Below are 16,996 nucleotides of genomic sequence, written 5' to 3'. Positions count from 1 at the left end.
GTCAACGAAATGATTTACCCATTTTGATCTGAAACCTGGAAGGCGGTCCTCTGGCATGCACAGCGCATAGGACATCACATTCGTCCGGACGCGAGTTCCGAGAATTTAATTTTGTCGGGTGAGCGTGCGCGGCGGCGGCCGGACGGCTTTGTTTCAAGAGAAGAATTTCTCGGCGCGTCTCAGATCCCGTCCCCGTAGCCGAAGGACTGGTCCATGCTGAGTGCCGGCTCCTCGTCCACGGGCAGGCGCGAGACGACCCGGGCCGGCACGCCCGCCACGGTCGTGTGGGGCGGCACGTCCTGCAGCACCACCGCGGCGGCCGCGACCTTGGCGCCCGCGCCGACCCGGATGTTGCCCAGCACCTTGGCGCCGACGCTGAGCAGCACCCCGCGCTCGATCTTGGGATGCCGGTCGCCGCTCTCCTTGCCGTTGCCGCCGAGCGTCACCGACTGGAGGATCGAGACGTCGTCGGCGATCACCGTGGTCTCGCCGATCACCACCCCGGTGGCGTGGTCGATGAACACGCCGGAGCCGATCCGGGCCGCCGGGTGGATGTCGCAGCCGAAAACCTCGGAGATCCGGCTCTGGACGTGCAGCGCCAGGGTCGCCCGGCCCTGGTGCCAGAGCCAGTGACCGACCCGGTAGGCCTCCAGCGCCGCCAGACCCTTGTAGAACAGGAACGGGTCGAGGTAGCGGCGGCAGGTCGGGTCGCGCTCGCGGATCGCCACGAGGTCGCGCACCGCGTGGGCGCCGGCCTGCGGGTCGGCCTCGAAGGCCGACAGGCACAGGTCGCGCATCGACAGCCGGGCCAGGTCGCCGTCCCCGAGCCGGTGGGCGAGGCGGTAGGCGAGGGCCTGGGCCAGCGAGCGCTGGTCGAGGATCGTCGCCTGGATGATCCCGGCATAGAGCGGCTCCTCGATCAGGGCCGCCTCGGCCTCGGCGCGCAGGGCCGCCCAGACCTCGGATTCCGTGGTGCTGCGGCTCGTGGCGCGCAGGGGCGGCTGGGTCGAAGCCAGGGCGGTCATCGCAGAACGATCACGGCACGGGCCGGAACAGGTCGGGCAGGTAGCGCTCCAGGATGGCGTACCCCTGGAACTCCACGTCCACCGTGGCCGGTGCGTCGCCCGCGCGGTGGATGCCCACCACCCGGCCCCGGGCGTGACGCCAGATGCCCAGGATCTCGGCGAGGTCCGGCCGCGCGAACACGACCGCGTCGCCCTGCATCATCGTCGCTGAGGCCATCCGGCCGGTCCCCCTGGATTGGCCGCGCGCGGCGGCCCGATTCTGCGGCGGTCGTCGCCGGACCTGCGATCGGCCCGGTCGCGAAAAGTCGTTTTCGGATGCCCCGGGCGGCGGAGAACGTTTCGGTCGCACAGGGCCGGAACGGGAGCATCATTTTTCGCTAAGCCGTTGTAACGGAACGATATTTATGGATCGGACCGCATTTGGCAAGTCCCGCGCGCAGGGACGTGTCCGCCGGTGCGGGGCGCGTGATCGCACGCAGCCGCGGCGGCCGCTCCCGCGCCAGACCTCACCTTCTGCTCCGGGATGCGCCTTCGACGAACAACCTGCGCTGCAAGTCATCGCCAATTTGGCAGCACATTCTCGAGCCCGGCCCCTAGATTGAAGGGATCGACGGACAGTCGATGCAGAGCCGGATGAGGTTTGCCGTGAGCGCCAGCAAAGATCGGATCGCCCTGATGACTGTGCCGTGTCTGCCGTGTTGCCGCGCCCAGGAGAAGGAGACCGCACGACATCAGTCACGAGAGGCGACCAGCGATGCTGACCTATGAGACGGCCCGGAACACCCAACCTGACCTGAGCGCCGAAACGGCCGCGTCCCTCGGCCGAGCCCTGTCCCGGAGCGTCCGCTCCCACCCCTCCCATGAACGCGCCGCCCTGGCGAGCGCCCTCGACGACGGGCTGATGCCCGACGAGGTGGCCCGGATCCTCGCCGGCCGGCGGGTGGCCGAGGCCTTCCCGGTCCGCTGGGGCGAGAGCCCGGAAGCCTACGCGTCCCGGACCGTCTCCGAGATGTTCGTCGCCTACCTCCAGTAGCCGCGCCCGCCGCCCCGATCACCTGGACTGGAAACCTGCCATGTCGGTCTTCCCCCGCGGGTGGAAGCGCCGGACGGGAACGGCTGCCTGCGCGCTTGCCCTGGCGCTCGGCACCGCGGGCCCGACCGCCGCCGGGCACCTTCCGAAGGGCCGCGCCTCTGCGGCGGGCGGGCCGGACATCCCGGCCCGGCTCACGATCGGCCCGGGCGGCCGGGACCTGCGGCTCGCGGGCGACCTCACCGAGGGCGTCGCCGCGCGGGTCGCGGGGATCCTCGCCGCGCAGCCGCAGATCGGGCGCATCCACCTCACCAGCGACGGTGGCCTGGTGGAGGAGGGGGCGGCGATCGGGGCGCTCGTGGCGGCGCGGGGGCTGTCCACCTACGTGCCCGATGCCTGCGCGTCAGCCTGCACGCTGATCTTCGTCCGCGGCCGGACCCGCGCCCTCGCGACCGGAGGACGGCTCGGCTTCCACGCGCCCTACGAGCTCGGCGCGCACGGCCGGATGCGCCCGGTGGATTCCGCGCCGGAGCGGGCGGCCTATCGCGCCGCCGGCCTGCCGGCCGCCTTCGTGGCGCGGGCCCTGGCGGTGCCCCCGGCCGGGATCTGGATCCCGGAGGCGGAGGAGTTGCGCGCGGCCGGCATCGTCACCGAGATCGTCGGACCGGACCGCTTCCCCGATTCCACCCTCGACGCGGATCCGAGCGAGGCCGGGGCTCGGGCCGCGATCCTGCGCGCCCTGCCGATCCTGCGGCAGGGCGAGGCGGCGGGGCTCGATCCGATCGCCCGGTGGTACCGGGACGGCTACGCGGCGGGACGGCCGGAGGCGGAGGCGGCGGCGGGCCTGAAACGGCTGGCGGCCGCCTATCTGCGGCGGCGCTTCCGGGCGGCCGATGACGGCGTCGTCCGGGCGCTGGGGCGCCGGGTCCTGGCGATGATGCGGGCCGCCGAGCCGCGGGACGCGTCCGCCTGCGGGGCTCTGGCCGCCGGCGACTTGGTGGCGCTCGACGCGCGGCTCCGCGCCGAGAGGCCCGGCGCGTTCGGGCTGGCCCCGCTCCTCGCGCGGACGCGCGGGGCGCAGCCGGGCCGGAGGGACCCGTCCGATCCCGTGGCGGGCGCCCCGATCCCGAGCCCGCTCCGATCGGAGAATTGCGCCGGGCGGATCGCCGGCGCGACGCACGCCCTCGCGCTGCCGCCCCGCCAATCGGCGGCGGCGCTCCGGTCCCTGTTCCTGGCCGAGCCGCAGCAGACGCTCGCCAACGGCGCTGCGCCGTAGCGCCCCCCTCGACACGCGGCGCCGGCGCCTATCTTCGCACCGTCGGTCGGGCCACGGCAGGGCGCCGACCGGTCGGGAGGGAGGACGGATGCCGGATTATCGCCTGCGCGGGGCGGCTCGTGGCGAGGACGGGGAGATCGGCGCGCCGATCGTCGACGAGGTGCTCACGGCGGTCGACGCCAAGGAGGCGGTGCGGCTGGCCAACAGCCGCTCGGTCACGGTCGACGACGAGGCGGTCAACGCCCTCTGGCTGGTCGATGCGAACGGGACCCTGCTCTGGTCCCTGCGCCGGGCCGACCGGGAGAGCTGACGGCGCCGTCCCGCGTCGCCCGGCGCGGTCGTCAGGCCGGCGCGGGGACGCGCGAACCGGGCGACCGGTCGGAGGCGGGGCGCGCGGCGCCGCCGAGATACAGGGCCTGGACGTCGTCCCGCGCCCGCAGGGCCGCCGCGCTGCCGGCGAGCGCGCTGCGTCCGTTCTCCAGCACCACGGCGTGGTGGGCGTGGCGCAGGGCGAGGCGGACATTCTGCTCGGCCACCAGCAGGGTCAGGCCCTCCGTCCGGTTCAGGCCGGTGAGCACCCGGTAGATCGCCTCCACCACCTTGGGCGCGAGCCCCATGGAGGGCTCGTCGAGGACGAGCAGCCGGGGCCGGCCCATCAGCGCCCGGCCGATCGCCGCCATCTGCTGCTCGCCGCCCGAGAGCAGGCCCGCGGCGACGTCCCGCTTGGCGGCGAGAGCGGGGAACAGGCCGTAGACCCGCTCCAGGTCGGCGCGCACGGCCCCGCGGCTCGAGCCGCGCCCGAGGCCGCCCGCGACGAGATTGTCCCGGACGCTCAAGCCCCGGAAGCAGTGGCGCCCCTCCAGCACGCCCACGAGCCCGGCGCGGACGAGGGCATCGGTCCGGGTCCGCGTCACGTCCCGTCCGTCGAAGGCGAGGCGCCCGGCCGTGACCTGCCCGCGCAGGGCCGGCAGCAGGTTCGACGCCGCCCGCAGCAGCGTGGTCTTGCCGGCGCCGTTGGCGCCGACCAGGGCGGCGATCTCCCCCGCCCGGACCGCGAGGCCGACGCCATGCAGGGCGTGGACCGCCCCGCCGTAGACGACCTCCAGCGCTTCGACCTCGAGGAGCGGCCGACCGGCGCCGTCGCTCATCGGCCCGCCGCGGCGGCCTGCTGGCCGCCCTTGGTCTCGGCGGCCTCCTCCGCCGCGCAGTCGCGCGGGGTGAGGCCGTGCTCCTTGGCGTAGGCGGTCGACGAGGCCTCGATGATCGGGCGCAGGCTCGCCCAGTCGGGGGCGATCCAATCGGACACGACATTCCACTTCGCCCCGTCCCATTGCTGGAAGGTGACGCGGCCGTCGCCCTCGTGGTTGGCGCAGGTGACGTTGATCGAGTGGAACAGACCCTTGGCGCCCAGCGCCGCCACCCGGGCCTCGTCGAGGCGGAGGTGCTCGAAGCCCCAGCGCACCTCGTCGCCCGTGAGGGTCCGGTGGCCGAACTTGCCTTGCGCGATCCGCACCGCCTCGACGTTGAGGATGCCGTTCAGCACCCCGAGATTGTGGTAGACGCTGCCGATCCGCTTCCGGTCGGCGAGGTTGCCGTTGCCGGCCCCGTAGACCTTGCCGACGACCTCCTGGATCACCGGGTAGGCGGTGCCCGAGGCCTGGGTCGTGATCGCGACGTAGCCCTTGGCGGCCTCGCCCGCCGGGATCACGTCCTCCTCCGAGTTCGACCAGACATTGCCGACGATGCGGTCGGCCGGGAAGCCGGTCTTCTGGGCGGTCTTCAGGGCCACCGGGTTCATCACGCCCCAGCCGCGCAGCACCACGAAGTCGGGCCGCAGGCGCCGGATCGTGAGCCACTGCGACTGCTGCTCGTTGCCGGGATGGGGCACCTCGATCTGCGCGACGGTGAAGCCGTAGCGCTTGGCGAGCTGCGCGTAGATCGGGATCGTCTCCTTGCCGTAGGGCGAGCCGTGGTAGAGCACCGCGACGGTCTTGCCCTTCAGCTTGTCGAGCCCGCCCGCCCGGGTGCCGAGATACTGGATGATGCCGCTCGTCTCGCTGTAGGGGTTGAGCAGCAGCGGGAAGACGTAAGGAAAGACCCGGCCGTCGGTGGAATCGGTGCGGCCGTGGTTGATCGTGATCAGCGGCACCTTGTCGGCGGTGATCCGATCGATCATCGCGTAGGCGATGCCCACGGAGAGCGGGTTCCAGGCGGCGATCCCGGGCCGGGATTTCAGCCGCTCGTAGACCTCGACGCCGCGCTCGACCTCGTACTGGGTCTCGCCCTCGCTCCAGGTGAGCGTCACGCCGTTCACGCCGCCGTCGCGGGCGTTGATCAGGGTCAGGTAGTCGATGAAGCCCCCGAAGAAGCCGGTCCCGCCGGCCGCGTAGGGGCCGACCCGGTAGCTCTGGAGCGGGAAATACTGCTCGTCGGCGGTCGCGGCACCGGCGAGGAGGGTCGCGCCCGCGAGGAGCGCGGCGCGGAGGCGGATCTTCGGCATCATGGGCGTCCTGTGGTTGGTCGGGCAGGGGGAGGCGGGTGCCAACCCCGTCAGTCCGGGGCGCCGCAGGCGAGCCCGGACCCGAAGGGGCACGCCGGAGGCGGGCAATCCAGAACCACTGGCGGTGCCGTGACTTGGCATGTCGGCGGCTCTGGATCCGGGGCTCCGCTGCGCGGCCCCGGGATGACGGGGTGTTGCGCGGGGCAAGCCGATTGGCCGTCGGCGAACTGGGTCCGGGTGGTGCGGCGGCGCAGGCGATCGGATCGCCTGACGGCGGCCACGGCCCGGTCGAGCAGGGCCGCGAGCCCCGCGGGCTCGCGGATCAGCACGGCGACGATCAGGGCGCCGAGCACGATGCGCTGGACCATCTCCAGGGTGCCGGAATCGAAGCCGTCGCCGAGGAGCGCCGCGCCGAGGCGGGCGAGCAGCAGGGGCAGCACCACGATGAAGCCCGCGCCCAGGAAGGCGCCGCGCAGGGTGCCCAGGCCGCCGATGATGACGATGAACAGGATCTGGAAGGAGCGGTCGAGGTTGAACCCCGCCGGCTCGACGGTGCGCAGATACGCGAAGGCCCACAGCACCCCGGCGATCCCGATCACGAAGGACGAGACCGCGAAGGCCAGGAGCTTGGTCCGGGCGACCTTCACGCCGACCAGGCGTGCGGCGGTCTCGTTGTCGCGGATCGCCACGAGGTTGCGGCCTGTGGGCGCGCTCACGAGGCGCCACGCGAGGAAAGTCAGCAGCGTGACCGCGCTCAGCGAGAACAGGTAGCGCCCGCGCGGATCGTCGAAGGACAGGCCGGCCACCACCAGCCGGGGCGCCGTGATGATGCCCGAGGGGCTGTCGTTGGAGATCCAGCCGATCCGGTTCAGCGCCCAGGCGACGAAGAACTGCACGGCGAGCGTCGAGACCGCGAGGTAGAAGCCGCGCAGCCGCAGCGCCGGCAGGCCCGCCGCCAGCCCGGCGAGGGCGGAGACGAGGCCGGCGAGCAGGATCGCCGCCGGCAGGGGCAAGCCGGGCAGGCGCAGCGACAGGTTGAAGGCCGCGTAGGCCCCCACCGCCATGAAGGCGGCCGAGCCCAGCGAGAGCAGCCCGGCATAGCCGGTGAGCAGGTTGAGCCCGAGGCCGGCCAGCGCCAGCGCCAGGAACGGCGTCAGCAGCGCCTCGAACAGGTAGCTCGTGCCGACGCGCGGCACGATCCCGTAGGCCACGACCAGCAGGGCGGCGAGGCCGAGGGCGCCGGCGGACAGGCGGGGGCGCGGCACGGCGCGGGAGAGGGCGACCATGGCGGCTCAGACCCGCTCGACGGCGCGCAGGCCGAACAGGCCCGAGGGCCGCACCAGCAGGAATCCGAGCGCCGCCACGTAGGCGATCCAGCCCTCGATCCCGCCGCCGATGACCGGCCCGAGATAGACCTCCGACAGCTTCTCCACCGCGCCGACGATCAGCCCGGCCACGATCGCCCCGGCGATCGAGTCGAAGCCGCCGAGGACCAGGACCGGCAGGGCCTTGAGCACCACCAGCGACAGGGAGAACTGCACGCCGAGCCGCGCGCCCCAGAGCAGGCCCGCCACCAGCGCGACGATCCCGGCGGCGATCCAGACCGCCGACCAGATCCGGGGCAGGCGCAGGCCGGTGTTGAGGGCGGCCAGCGGATCGTCCGCCACCGCCCGGAAGGCGAGGCCCGTGCGGGTGTAGCGGAAGAAGGCGGAGAGGAGCGCCACCATCAGGCCGGCGGTCGCGGCGGCGAACAGGTCGAACCGGCTGACCAGCACGCCGCCGAGATCGAGCGGCGTGTCGTCGATGCCGAGGTCGAGCCCGTGGACCTGGGTGCCCCAGGCGAGCTGGGCCGCGCCCTCGATCACGTAGGCGACCCCCAAAGTCGCCATGAACAGGGTGATCGGCGGCTGGTTGACCAGCGGCCGCAGCACGATGCGCTCCACGCCGAGCCCGACCACCACCATCACGGCGAGCGTCGCGGCCAGTGCCGCCGGGAAGGGCAGGCCGCGCTCGGTCAGGCTCACGAAGGTGAGGGCGGCGAACAGCACCATCGCGCCCTGCGCGAAGTTCAGCACGCCGGAGGTCTTGTAGATCAGCACGAAGCCGATCGCCACGAGGGCGTACATGACGCCCGAGAGCAGGCCGCCGACCACGACCTCGACCAGGAAGGCGAGATCCGGGCTCATGCGGTCTCCGCGTCCGCATCGGCATCCGCGAGCCCCAGATAGGCGGCGATGACGGCCGGGTCGGCCTGCACCTCCGCCGGCGTGCCGGTGGCGATGCGGCGGCCGTGGTCGAGCACGGTCACCCGGTCGGAGAGGCGCATCACCACGCCGATATCGTGCTCGATCAGCACGATCGCGGCCCCGGAATCCTCCCGCGCCGCCTGGATGAAGCCGGACATCTCGGCCTTCTCGGTGGCCGTCATGCCGGCCATCGGCTCGTCGAGGAGCAGGAGACTCGGCCGGGCCACGAGGGCCCGGCCGAGTTCGACCCGCTTCTGGAGCCCGTAGGGCAGGCGGCCCGCCGGTCGGTCGGCCACGGCGGCGAGGCCGAGGCGGCCGATCACCGTCTCGGCGGCGTCGCGGTGCGCCCGCGCCTCCCGCCGGGCCGCCGGCAGGCCCAGGATCTGAGCCCAGAGCCCGGCCCGCCGCGCCGCGGCGAGCCCCGACAGGACGTTGTCGCGGACGCTCAGGCCCGCGAACAGGGCGAGGTTCTGGAAGGTCCGGGCGACGCCGAGCGCGGCGAGCCGCCCCGCCGGGACCCGGGCGAAGGCAGCCTCTCCGATCCGCACGCACCCGGCCCCCGGCGCGTAGAGGCCGGTGATCGCGTTGATCAGCGAGGATTTCCCGGCGCCGTTCGGCCCGATCACCGCGTGGATCTCCCCCGCGCCGACCGCGAGATCAATCTCCGCAAAGGCCACCGTCCCGCCGAAGGCGAGGGACAGGCCCTCGACCGACAGAACCGGCTTCAGGCGGTCCTGATCCGCCGCACCGCGCGGCGCCGACTGTCTGCCCGCGCGGGCAGCCAGTCGGTGGTCGGGCCGGGGCACGACCTTCCTGTCCCGTCCCGATCGGACGCGGCGCAGCGCAGGCTGCATGATCTCGAAATCCGTCCCGGACGCGGCGACCGCGTCGGCAGAACCCGGCGGCGCCTGTTTAGAGAAGACGATACGCCAGACGACGGCCGATCGTTGCTTGACAGGCCAGCGTCTTGACACGCCAATCTTTGATGCGGGACTTCCGGCAAGTCAAAAGCATAGCCGTTCTTATTTCGGCAGACCGCGCGAACATTCTCCCGCGGCCAGCCCGGCGCGCGGGATCATTTCCGCCTTGCCCGGCCCGGCCGCGGGGCAGCGTCATAGCCTGTCGGCTTGGACCGACCGGTTTGGACCGGCTGGCTTGGACCGGCCGCAGAGCGCGCCGGCGGAGGATCGATCAGCCTGCGTCCTACGGCGGCCCTTTCGATACCATAATCTAATCTGTATAAGTATTCACTGGCTGTATCTCAATGTAGGCCCCTGTTCCCACGCCAATGCGGAGAACCAGTCGTGTCAAATCCGCTCGTGCGCAAACTGGAACGCTACGTCCATCTCCCGGAGGCGGACCGGCTGTGCTTGGCCGGATCGATCGGCCCGGAGCGCATGGTCGCCGCGCGCACCGACATCATCCACGAGGGTGACGACCCGCGCGCCGTCAACGTCATTCTCGACGGCTGGGCCTGTCGCTACCGGCAATTCGCCAACGGGCGCCGCCAGATCGTCTCGCTGCTCCTGCCGGGCGATCTGTGCGACCCGCACATCTTCCTCCTCGACGAGATGGACCACACGATCGGGGCGATCACACCCGTGCTCCTCGGCCAGATCTCCGGGCCCGCGCTCCAGGCGGCCGTGGCGCGCAGCCCGCAACTGGACCTCGCCTTCCACCGCGAGGCGCTGGCCACCGCGGCGATCCAGCGTGAGTGGACGGTCAGCCTCGGCAGCCGCACCGGCATCGAGCGCCTCGCCCACCTGTTCTGCGAGCTGCACGCCCGACTGTCCGCCATCGGCCTCGCGGACGGACAGACCTGCCCGATGCCGATCACGCAGAACGACCTCGGCGACGCGATGGGGCAGACCAGCGTCCACATCAACCGGACGCTGCAGGAGCTGCGCGGCATGGGGCTGATCACCCTGCGCAGCCGTCGCCTGACCATCCACAATCCTGCGGCCCTGGCCCGGCTCGCGCATTTCGACGTCGCCTACCTCCACCTGACGGCGGAGAACAACCGCCCCGTCGCACGCCAGGCGTGAACCGCGCCCGCGTCGCGGCGATTGAGCCCAGTTGGACGACATCCGGAGAGGCCCTGCATGACAGACCCCCGCGACCTGGCCGCCCGCGACATGGCGGAGCGCCTCGCCGCTCTGGAGGCCGACAATACCCGCTTGCGCCGGCTGCTCGACGAGGCCGGCGTGCCCGACAGCCTGCGCCACGGGATGCGCAACACGATGGCGATGATGCGGACGGTTATCCACCGCTCGGCCGAGCAATCCGCGGATGTCGAAACCTATGTCGCGCATCTCGACGGCCGGTTCGGGGCCGTCATGCGCGTGCAGGCCGCCACGGACGCGTTCGGCGATGCCGACCTGCACACCCTGATCTCCGACGAGCTGATGTTCCACCTCGTGCGCGAGGGCGAGCAGGCCGCGCTCACCGGGCCGCGGGTGCGGCTCCGGCCGAAGGCCGCCCTGGTCCTGGCGCTGGCGCTGCATGAGCTGACGAGCAACGCGGTGGAGCACGGGACCCTGGCGCTCCCGCAGGGCCGGGTCACCGCCGCGTGGCGGGTCGCCGACGCGGAGCCGGGGCCGCCGGTCCTGACCCTGGACTGGGCCGAGACCGGAGGCAGCGGGGTGCAGGCACCGGCCCGGCGGGGCTTCGGCACGGACGTGCTAGAGGACATGCTGGCCTACGATCTCGGCGCGCAGACGAGGCTGCGCTACGCGCCGGACGGGCTGCGCTGCACGATCCGCCTGCCGCTCACCGCCCGCGTCGGGCACAGCGTGGCGGAGGATCCCGAGACGGCCTGGGAGAGCGAGGCCCGGTGAGGCATGCCCGCACGGGGACGCGTCCGCGTCCCTAGAGGCGCTTGAACGCGCACACCTGCGCAGTGAACCGGCGTCTCCTCCGGCGGAGCGCGCTAGGCGCCCCCCGCGGGGCCGTAGATGGCGCCCGCCAGATCCTCCAGCTTCTCGCGGTCGACCACCGTGATGCGCCCGCGCCGCGCCCGGATCATGCCGGCGCCTTCGAGCAGGTGGGTCGCGGTCGTCACGGTGGGCCGGCGCACGCCGAGCATCTTCGAGAGCACTTCGTGGGTCAGGGGCAGCTCGTCCTGCTCCAGGCGGTCGTGGATCATGAGGATCCACCGGGCGAGCCGCGCCTCGACGGTCAGGTCGGCATTGGCGTAGACGGTCTGCCCCACCTGCACGAGCAGGCTCTGCACGTAGCGGCCGAGCACCCGGCGCAGGCTGGCGCTCGCGTCGAGGGCATCCTCCAGCGCGCCGGCCGCGATGCGCAAAGCCTCGCCGCTGGCCTGCACGATCGCCGTCTGGGGCGTGGTCTGCGCGCCGAGCACGATCGGCACGCCGATGAAGCCTTCCCGTCCGGTGAGGCCGACCTCGATGCGGCCCTCGCATGTGTCGGCCACCAGGGAAACGATCCCCTCCTCGACGAAGTAGGCCTGCGCGATCGGCTGCTGGGGCGCGATCAGCACCGCGTGCAGCGGCAGCGGGACCGGCTCGAGCTGCGCGGCGAGACGGCTGAAATCCTCCGGCGCCAGGGCGGCGAGCAGACGGTTGCGGACGGCAGATTGCTGCGGCTGAGCCATGGGCTGCTCCCGGTCCGGGCAGGAGCACGGGCGACCTCCCAGTCACCCGCGCCCGACGATCCGGCGGATGATCGCCACTGTCTCACACCAGACCGAAGGCCAGTATGGGGTAGATTAGTTTTCGCCAGCCGATCCAACCGGATACCTGTTTCGCGGCGCCCGCGGCTCCGGATTCGTGCCTCCGGCGCCGCCGGGACAGGCAGCTGCCGGCCCGCGAGACGGTCGCGCGGCGGCGACTGCCTAAATATGTGGCACATGAATTGCGAGGCCGCAGCGTCTCAACGAAGACGACGAAGGGCACCGCCGTGAAAGCATTTGGAACTTGGGCGTCAGCCGCCGCGCTGGCTGCCGGGCTCGCGATGAGCACGCTGGGGGCGGGCGCCGCCCGGGCGCAGGAGACCATCAAGGTCGGCATCCTGCACTCGCTCTCGGGCACGATGGCGATCTCCGAGACCACCCTCAAGGACGCGATGCTGATGCTCATCGCCGAGCAGAACGCCAAGGGCGGCGTGCTCGGCAAGAAGCTGGAGCCGGTGGTGGTCGATCCGGCCTCGAACTGGCCGCTCTTCGCCGAAAAGGCCCGCGAGCTGATCAGCAAGGACAAGGTCGCGGCCGTGTTCGGCTGCTGGACCAGCGTGTCGCGCAAGTCGGTGCTGCCGGTGTTCAAGGAGCTCGACAACATCCTGTTCTACCCCGTCCAGTACGAGGGCGAGGAGAGCGAGCGGAACGTGTTCTACACCGGCGCCGCCCCGAACCAGCAGGCGATCCCGGCGGTGGATTACCTGATGTCGGAGGATGGCGGCGGCGCCAAGCGCTGGGTGCTGGAGGGGACCGACTACGTCTACCCGCGCACGACCAACAAGATCCTTGAAGCCTACCTCAAGTCCAAGGGTGTCAAGGACGAGGACATCCTGATCAACTACACGCCGTTCGGCTTCTCGGACTGGCAGACCGAAGTGTCGAAGATCAAGGCGTTCGGCTCGGCCGGCAAGAAGACCGCCGTGGTCTCGACCATCAACGGCGACGCCAACGTGCCGTTCTACAAGGAGCTCGGCAACCAGGGCGTCAAGGCGACCGACATCCCGGTCGTGGCCTTCTCGGTGGGCGAGGAGGAGCTCGCCGGCATCGACGCCAAGCCGCTGGTCGGCCACCTCGCCGCCTGGAACTACTTCGAGTCGATCAAGACGCCGGAGAACGAGGACTTCATCAAGAAGTGGCAGGCGTTCCGGAAGAACCCGAAGGCCGTCACCAACGACCCGATGGAGGCCCACTATATCGGCTTCAACATGTGGGTGAAGGCGGTGGAGAAGGCCGGCACCACGGACCCCGACAAGGTGATCGACGCGCTGCCGGGCATCGAGCAGAAGAACCTCACCGGCGGCACCGCGAAGATGCTGCCGAACCACCACATCACCAAGCCGGTCTTCATCGGCGAGATCGAGGCGAACGGCCAGTTCGACGTGGTGTGGAAGACCGAGGGCCTGATCCCCGGCGAGGCGTGGTCGAAGCAGCTCGAGGGCTCGAAGGACCTCGAGGCCGACTGGGTCAAGCTCAAGTGCGGCAACTACAACACCAAGACCAAGTCCTGCGGCGGCGCCTGAGGCGCTGCTCGTCCCCTCCCCAGGCGATCCCGGGCCTGCCCGGGATGCGCTCAAGCTTGCGGGGAGGGGTAGGGGTGGGAGTGGTTCAGAAGGCACCGCTCCGCTCGATCCTGCACCACCCCACCTCCGGCTCCTCCCCGCAACGGGGAGGAGAGTTCGGCCGCGCCAGAAGTGCCATGCTCCGTCTCCTCACCCTCCTCCACCTGCTGCTCTGCGCCCCGGCCCTCGCCCAGGCGCCGGATCCCTACGCGCAGCTCGCCGGTGACGGCTATGCCGAGATCGAGGCCGGCGTCTCCGGCCTCGCCGCCTCCGGCGCCCCGCGCGCCGACGCGATCCTCTCGGCCCTGTCGGACGGCCGCCTGCTGGTGAGCCCGGACAAGACCCTGCTCATCCGGCAGGGCGGCGCCGTCGTGGATGCGAAGACCGGCGCCCCGGCCGCCGACAGCCCCGACCTCAAGCCGGTGCGCGCCAACAACCGCGTCCGCCGGGCGATCGAGGCCGCCCGCGGGCAGCTCGACCTCGCTAGCCCCGACCCGGCCAAGCGCCGCGCCGCCGCCGACGCGGTGTTCAAGGCGCGGGATGCGGCGGCGCTGCCGGCCCTCGACGCGGCGCTGGCCCGCGAGACCAATCCGGGCGTCCGGCAGGCGCTGACCGAGGCGCGGGCCGCCGTGCTGCTCGCCAGGTCCGGCACCGCGGAACCCGACCGGATTGCCGCAATTCCCGCCATCCAGGCCCGGGGCGATGGCGACGCGATGGGCATCCTGCGCGGTCTCGCGGCGGATCCGAGCGAGGCGGTGCGGGGAGCCGCCGCCCGCGGCATCGCGGCGATCGAGACGCGGCTCGCGATCCTCGGGGCCCTCCAGAACGTCTGGTACGGCATCTCGCTCGGCTCGGTCCTGCTGCTCGCCGCCATCGGGCTCGCCATCACATTCGGGGTGATGGGCGTGATCAACATGGCGCACGGCGAGATGGTGATGCTCGGCGCCTACACGACCTATGGCGTGCAGGAGCTGATCCGCACCCAGGCGCCGTCCCTGTTCGGCTGGTCGCTCGCGATCAGCATCCCCTGCGCATTCCTGGTCGCCGGCCTCGTCGGCGTGCTGATCGAGCGGTTCATCATCCGCTTCCTGTACGGGCGGCCCCTGGAGACGCTGCTCGCCACCTTCGGGGTCAGCCTCGCGCTGCAGCAGGGGGTGCGTTCGCTCTTCGGCCCGACCAACCGCGAGGTCGGCGCACCGGCCTTCATGAGCGGCGCCTTCGATTTCTACGGCCTGTCGATCACCTGGGGTCGGATGTGGATCATCGTGTTCGCGATGGCCGTGTTCCTCGGGCTGCTCTTCGTCCTGCGGAAGACGTCGTTCGGCCTGAAGACCCGGGCGGTGACCCAGAACCGCCGCATGGCCGCCGCGATGGGCATCCGCACGCCCTACGTCGACGCGCTGACCTTCGGACTCGGCTCCGGCATCGCGGGGATGGCCGGGGTGGCGCTCTCGCAGATCGACAACGTCTCGCCCAATCTCGGCCAGGGCTACATCATCGACTCGTTCCTCGTGGTGGTGTTCGGCGGCGTCGGCAACCTCTGGGGGACGCTGGTGGCGGCCCTGACGCTCGGCGTCGTGAACAAGCTGGCCGAGCCGTATATCGGCGCGGTCCTGGCCAAGATCGGCCTCCTGATCTTCATCATCCTGTTCATCCAGAAGCGCCCGCGCGGCCTGTTCGCGCTCAAGGGCCGGGCGGTGGAATCGTGAGCCCCATGCCGCCCCGCACCCCCCTCATCGACCTGAAGGGCTGGATCTTCCTCGCCGTCCTGGCCGCCTTCTGCCTCGCCGTGCCGGTGCTGAACCTCGCGGTGCCGGAGGGCTCCGGCCTGCACCTGCCGACCTACCTCGTCTCGCTGTTCGGCAAGTACCTCGCCTACGCGCTGCTCGCGGTCAGCCTCGATCTCGTCTGGGGCTATTGCGGCATCCTCTCGCTCGGCCACGGCGCGTTCTTCGCGCTCGGCGGCTACGCGATGGGCATGTACCTGATGCGCCAGATCGGCTCCCGGGGCGTCTACGGCAACCCGGTCCTGCCCGACTTTATGGTGTTCCTGAACTACAAGGCGTTGCCCTGGTACTGGTACGGCTTCGACCACTTCGCCTTCGCGGCCCTGATGCTGCTGCTGGTGCCGGGCCTGCTGGCCTTCGTGTTCGGCTGGCTCGCCTTCCGGTCGCGGGTCACGGGCGTCTACCTGTCGATCATCACCCAGGCGCTGACCTACGCGCTGATGCTCGCCTTCTTCCGCAACGACATGGGGCTCGGCGGCAACAACGGGCTGACCGACTTCAAGGATTTTTTGGGACTCTCGGTTCAGGCCCAGAATTTCCGTGTCGGCATCTTCGTGGCGACGGGCCTCGCGCTGGCTTTGGGCTACCTGATCGCCCGGATCATGACCGTGTCGGCCTACGGAAAGATCCTGATCGCCGTGCGCGATGCCGAGAGCCGCACGCGCTTCCTCGGCTACCGCCCGGAGCACTTCAAGACGCTGGCCTTCACGGTCTCGGCCATGATGGCGGGCGTCGCCGGCGCGCTCTACGTGCCGCAGGTCGGCATCATCAATCCGGGGGAGTTCGCCCCGACCAATTCCATCGAGACGGTGATCTGGGTGGCGGTGGGCGGCCGCGGCACGCTGGTCGGCGCGGCCCTCGGTGCGGTGCTGGTCAACTACGCCAAGACCGTGCTCACCGGCGCGATGCCCGACGCGTGGCTGTTCGCGCTCGGCGGCCTGTTCGTGGTGGTGACGCTGTTCCTGCCGCGCGGCCTCGTCGGCACCGCGATCGAGCGGTTCGGCTCCCGGCGCGCCGCCGCCAAGCTGCCGCCGGAGCCCGACATCGCCCCGAAACTCGCGGAAGAAGGGCAGGGCTCGTGAGCACCGACCTCCTCGAACGACCGGATGCCCGCGGCCCCGCCAACCGGAAGCGCGAGACCGACGCGCTCCTCTACCTCGACGACCTGCGGGTGACCTTCGACGGCTACAAGGCCCTGCGCGGCCTGTCGCTGACGCTGGCCCGCGGCGAGCTGCGGGCGATCATCGGCCCGAACGGCGCCGGCAAGACCACCATGATGGACTGCATCACCGGCAAGACCCGGCCGGACAGCGGCATCGCCCTGTTCGACGGCACCCACGACCTGCTCAGGAGCGACGAGCCGGCGATCGCCGACCTCGGCATCGGCCGCAAGTTCCAGAAGCCGACCGTGTTCGAGAGCCACACGGTGGCCGACAACATCCTGCTGGCGCTCAAAGGTCCGCGCGCGGCCTTCGCGTCCCTGTTCGGCTGGCGCAACCGGGTTGAGGCCGCGCGGATCGATTCCCTGCTGGAGACCGTCGGCCTGCTGGCCCACCGGGGCCGCCCGGCGGCCGACTTGAGCCATGGCCAGAAGCAGTGGCTGGAGATCGGCATGCTGCTCGCCCAGGACCCCAAGCTCCTGCTGGTCGACGAGCCGGTGGCCGGCATGACCGACGCCGAGACCGCCGAGACCGCCCGCCTGCTGCGGCGGATCGCCGGCGAGCACGCCGTCTTGGTGGTCGAGCACGACATGCACTTCGTCCGCGACCTCGGCTGCCGGGTTACCTGCCTGCACGAGGGCGCGGTGCTGGCCGAGGGCTCGATCGACGCGGTCTCGGCCGACCCGCGGGTGGTCGAAGTCTATCTGGGACGATGA

The 16,996-nt window shown here is 71.4% G+C and carries 16 protein-coding genes and 1 pseudogene; 9 read left to right on the top strand and 8 right to left on the bottom strand.

The features are described 5' to 3' along the window. Positions 1–179 precede the first annotated feature (179 nt). Positions 180–1,025, bottom strand: a complete 846-nt coding sequence (cysE, locus tag ABIE45_RS20060) for a serine O-acetyltransferase (RefSeq protein WP_192709281.1) — start codon at positions 1,023–1,025, stop codon at positions 180–182. 10 nt (positions 1,026–1,035) lie between these two features. After that, a complete protein-coding gene (locus ABIE45_RS20055; RefSeq protein ID WP_192709282.1) occupies positions 1,036–1,242 on the bottom strand; it encodes a hypothetical protein in 207 nt (68 codons plus the stop codon). Between the two features lie 537 nt (positions 1,243–1,779). Between ABIE45_RS20055 and ABIE45_RS20050 the strand changes: the two genes are divergently transcribed. The 3 genes from ABIE45_RS20050 to ABIE45_RS20040 all read left to right on the top strand — a co-directional run bounded on the left by ABIE45_RS20050 (position 1,780) and on the right by ABIE45_RS20040 (position 3,641). Then, complete coding sequence (locus ABIE45_RS20050; RefSeq protein WP_192709283.1) at positions 1,780–2,058, top strand: hypothetical protein; 279 nt, start codon at positions 1,780–1,782, stop codon at positions 2,056–2,058. Between the two features lie 40 nt (positions 2,059–2,098). Continuing rightward, complete coding sequence (locus ABIE45_RS20045; RefSeq protein WP_192709284.1) at positions 2,099–3,331, top strand: hypothetical protein; 1,233 nt, start codon at positions 2,099–2,101, stop codon at positions 3,329–3,331. Positions 3,332–3,419: 88 nt separating this feature from the next. Continuing rightward, positions 3,420–3,641, top strand: a complete 222-nt coding sequence (locus ABIE45_RS20040; protein WP_192709285.1) for a hypothetical protein — start codon at positions 3,420–3,422, stop codon at positions 3,639–3,641. A gap of 31 nt (positions 3,642–3,672) precedes the next feature. Here the strand turns inward: ABIE45_RS20040 and ABIE45_RS20035 are convergent, their stop codons facing one another. From ABIE45_RS20035 to ABIE45_RS20015, 5 genes and pseudogenes are all read right to left on the bottom strand, one after another. Beyond that, complete coding sequence (locus tag ABIE45_RS20035; RefSeq protein WP_192709286.1) at positions 3,673–4,479, bottom strand: ABC transporter ATP-binding protein; 807 nt, start codon at positions 4,477–4,479, stop codon at positions 3,673–3,675. Next, on the bottom strand, positions 4,476–5,831 hold the full coding sequence (locus ABIE45_RS20030; RefSeq protein ID WP_373622893.1) for an ABC transporter substrate-binding protein: 1,356 nt from the start codon (positions 5,829–5,831) through the stop codon (positions 4,476–4,478). The genes ABIE45_RS20035 and ABIE45_RS20030 overlap by 4 nt, the downstream gene beginning before the upstream one ends. A gap of 263 nt (positions 5,832–6,094) precedes the next feature. After that, a pseudogene (locus ABIE45_RS20025) lies at positions 6,095–7,117 on the bottom strand (branched-chain amino acid ABC transporter permease); the annotation flags it as partial. Positions 7,118–7,123: 6 nt separating this feature from the next. Then, positions 7,124–8,017: a branched-chain amino acid ABC transporter permease gene (locus ABIE45_RS20020; RefSeq protein WP_192709288.1), complete on the bottom strand. Its 894-nt coding sequence runs from the start codon at positions 8,015–8,017 to the stop codon at positions 7,124–7,126. Next, positions 8,014–8,931, bottom strand: coding sequence for an ABC transporter ATP-binding protein (locus tag ABIE45_RS20015; RefSeq protein ID WP_192709289.1), 918 nt, complete (start codon positions 8,929–8,931; stop codon positions 8,014–8,016). The genes ABIE45_RS20020 and ABIE45_RS20015 overlap by 4 nt, the downstream gene beginning before the upstream one ends. Before the next feature lie 450 nt (positions 8,932–9,381). Here ABIE45_RS20015 and ABIE45_RS20010 point away from each other — a divergent pair, with 450 nt between their 5' ends. Further along, on the top strand, positions 9,382–10,122 hold the full coding sequence (locus ABIE45_RS20010) for a Crp/Fnr family transcriptional regulator (protein WP_192709290.1): 741 nt from the start codon (positions 9,382–9,384) through the stop codon (positions 10,120–10,122). Between the two features lie 57 nt (positions 10,123–10,179). Next, a complete protein-coding gene (locus tag ABIE45_RS20005) occupies positions 10,180–10,914 on the top strand; it encodes an HWE histidine kinase domain-containing protein (protein WP_192709291.1) in 735 nt (244 codons plus the stop codon). A gap of 92 nt (positions 10,915–11,006) precedes the next feature. Here ABIE45_RS20005 and ABIE45_RS20000 read toward each other — a convergent pair whose 3' ends face one another. Next, on the bottom strand, positions 11,007–11,693 hold the full coding sequence (locus ABIE45_RS20000; protein WP_192709292.1) for a Crp/Fnr family transcriptional regulator: 687 nt from the start codon (positions 11,691–11,693) through the stop codon (positions 11,007–11,009). 359 nt (positions 11,694–12,052) lie between these two features. Between ABIE45_RS20000 and urtA the strand changes: the two genes are divergently transcribed. The 4 genes from urtA (at position 12,053) to urtD (ending at position 16,996) form a co-directional block, all read left to right on the top strand. Continuing rightward, positions 12,053–13,294: an urea ABC transporter substrate-binding protein gene (gene urtA, locus ABIE45_RS19995; protein ID WP_210331847.1), complete on the top strand. Its 1,242-nt coding sequence runs from the start codon at positions 12,053–12,055 to the stop codon at positions 13,292–13,294. 176 nt (positions 13,295–13,470) lie between these two features. After that, positions 13,471–15,042 (top strand): urea ABC transporter permease subunit UrtB, encoded by a 1,572-nt coding sequence (urtB, locus tag ABIE45_RS19990; RefSeq protein ID WP_192709294.1) that lies wholly within the window; start codon positions 13,471–13,473, stop codon positions 15,040–15,042. 5 nt (positions 15,043–15,047) lie between these two features. Beyond that, entirely contained in the window at positions 15,048–16,202 is a 1,155-nt protein-coding gene (gene urtC / locus ABIE45_RS19985; RefSeq protein WP_192709295.1) for an urea ABC transporter permease subunit UrtC, read from the top strand. Further along, entirely contained in the window at positions 16,199–16,996 is a 798-nt protein-coding gene (gene urtD, locus ABIE45_RS19980) for an urea ABC transporter ATP-binding protein UrtD (protein WP_192709296.1), read from the top strand. Before urtC ends, urtD begins: the two co-directional genes overlap by 4 nt.

It is taken from the genome of Methylobacterium sp. OAE515, from assembly GCF_041806315.1.
GTDB classification, from domain to species: Bacteria; Pseudomonadota; Alphaproteobacteria; order Rhizobiales; family Beijerinckiaceae; genus Methylobacterium; species Methylobacterium tardum.
The sequence above is the reverse complement of the archived record's forward strand: the minus strand, read 5'-3'. Positions and strand labels throughout refer to the sequence as shown.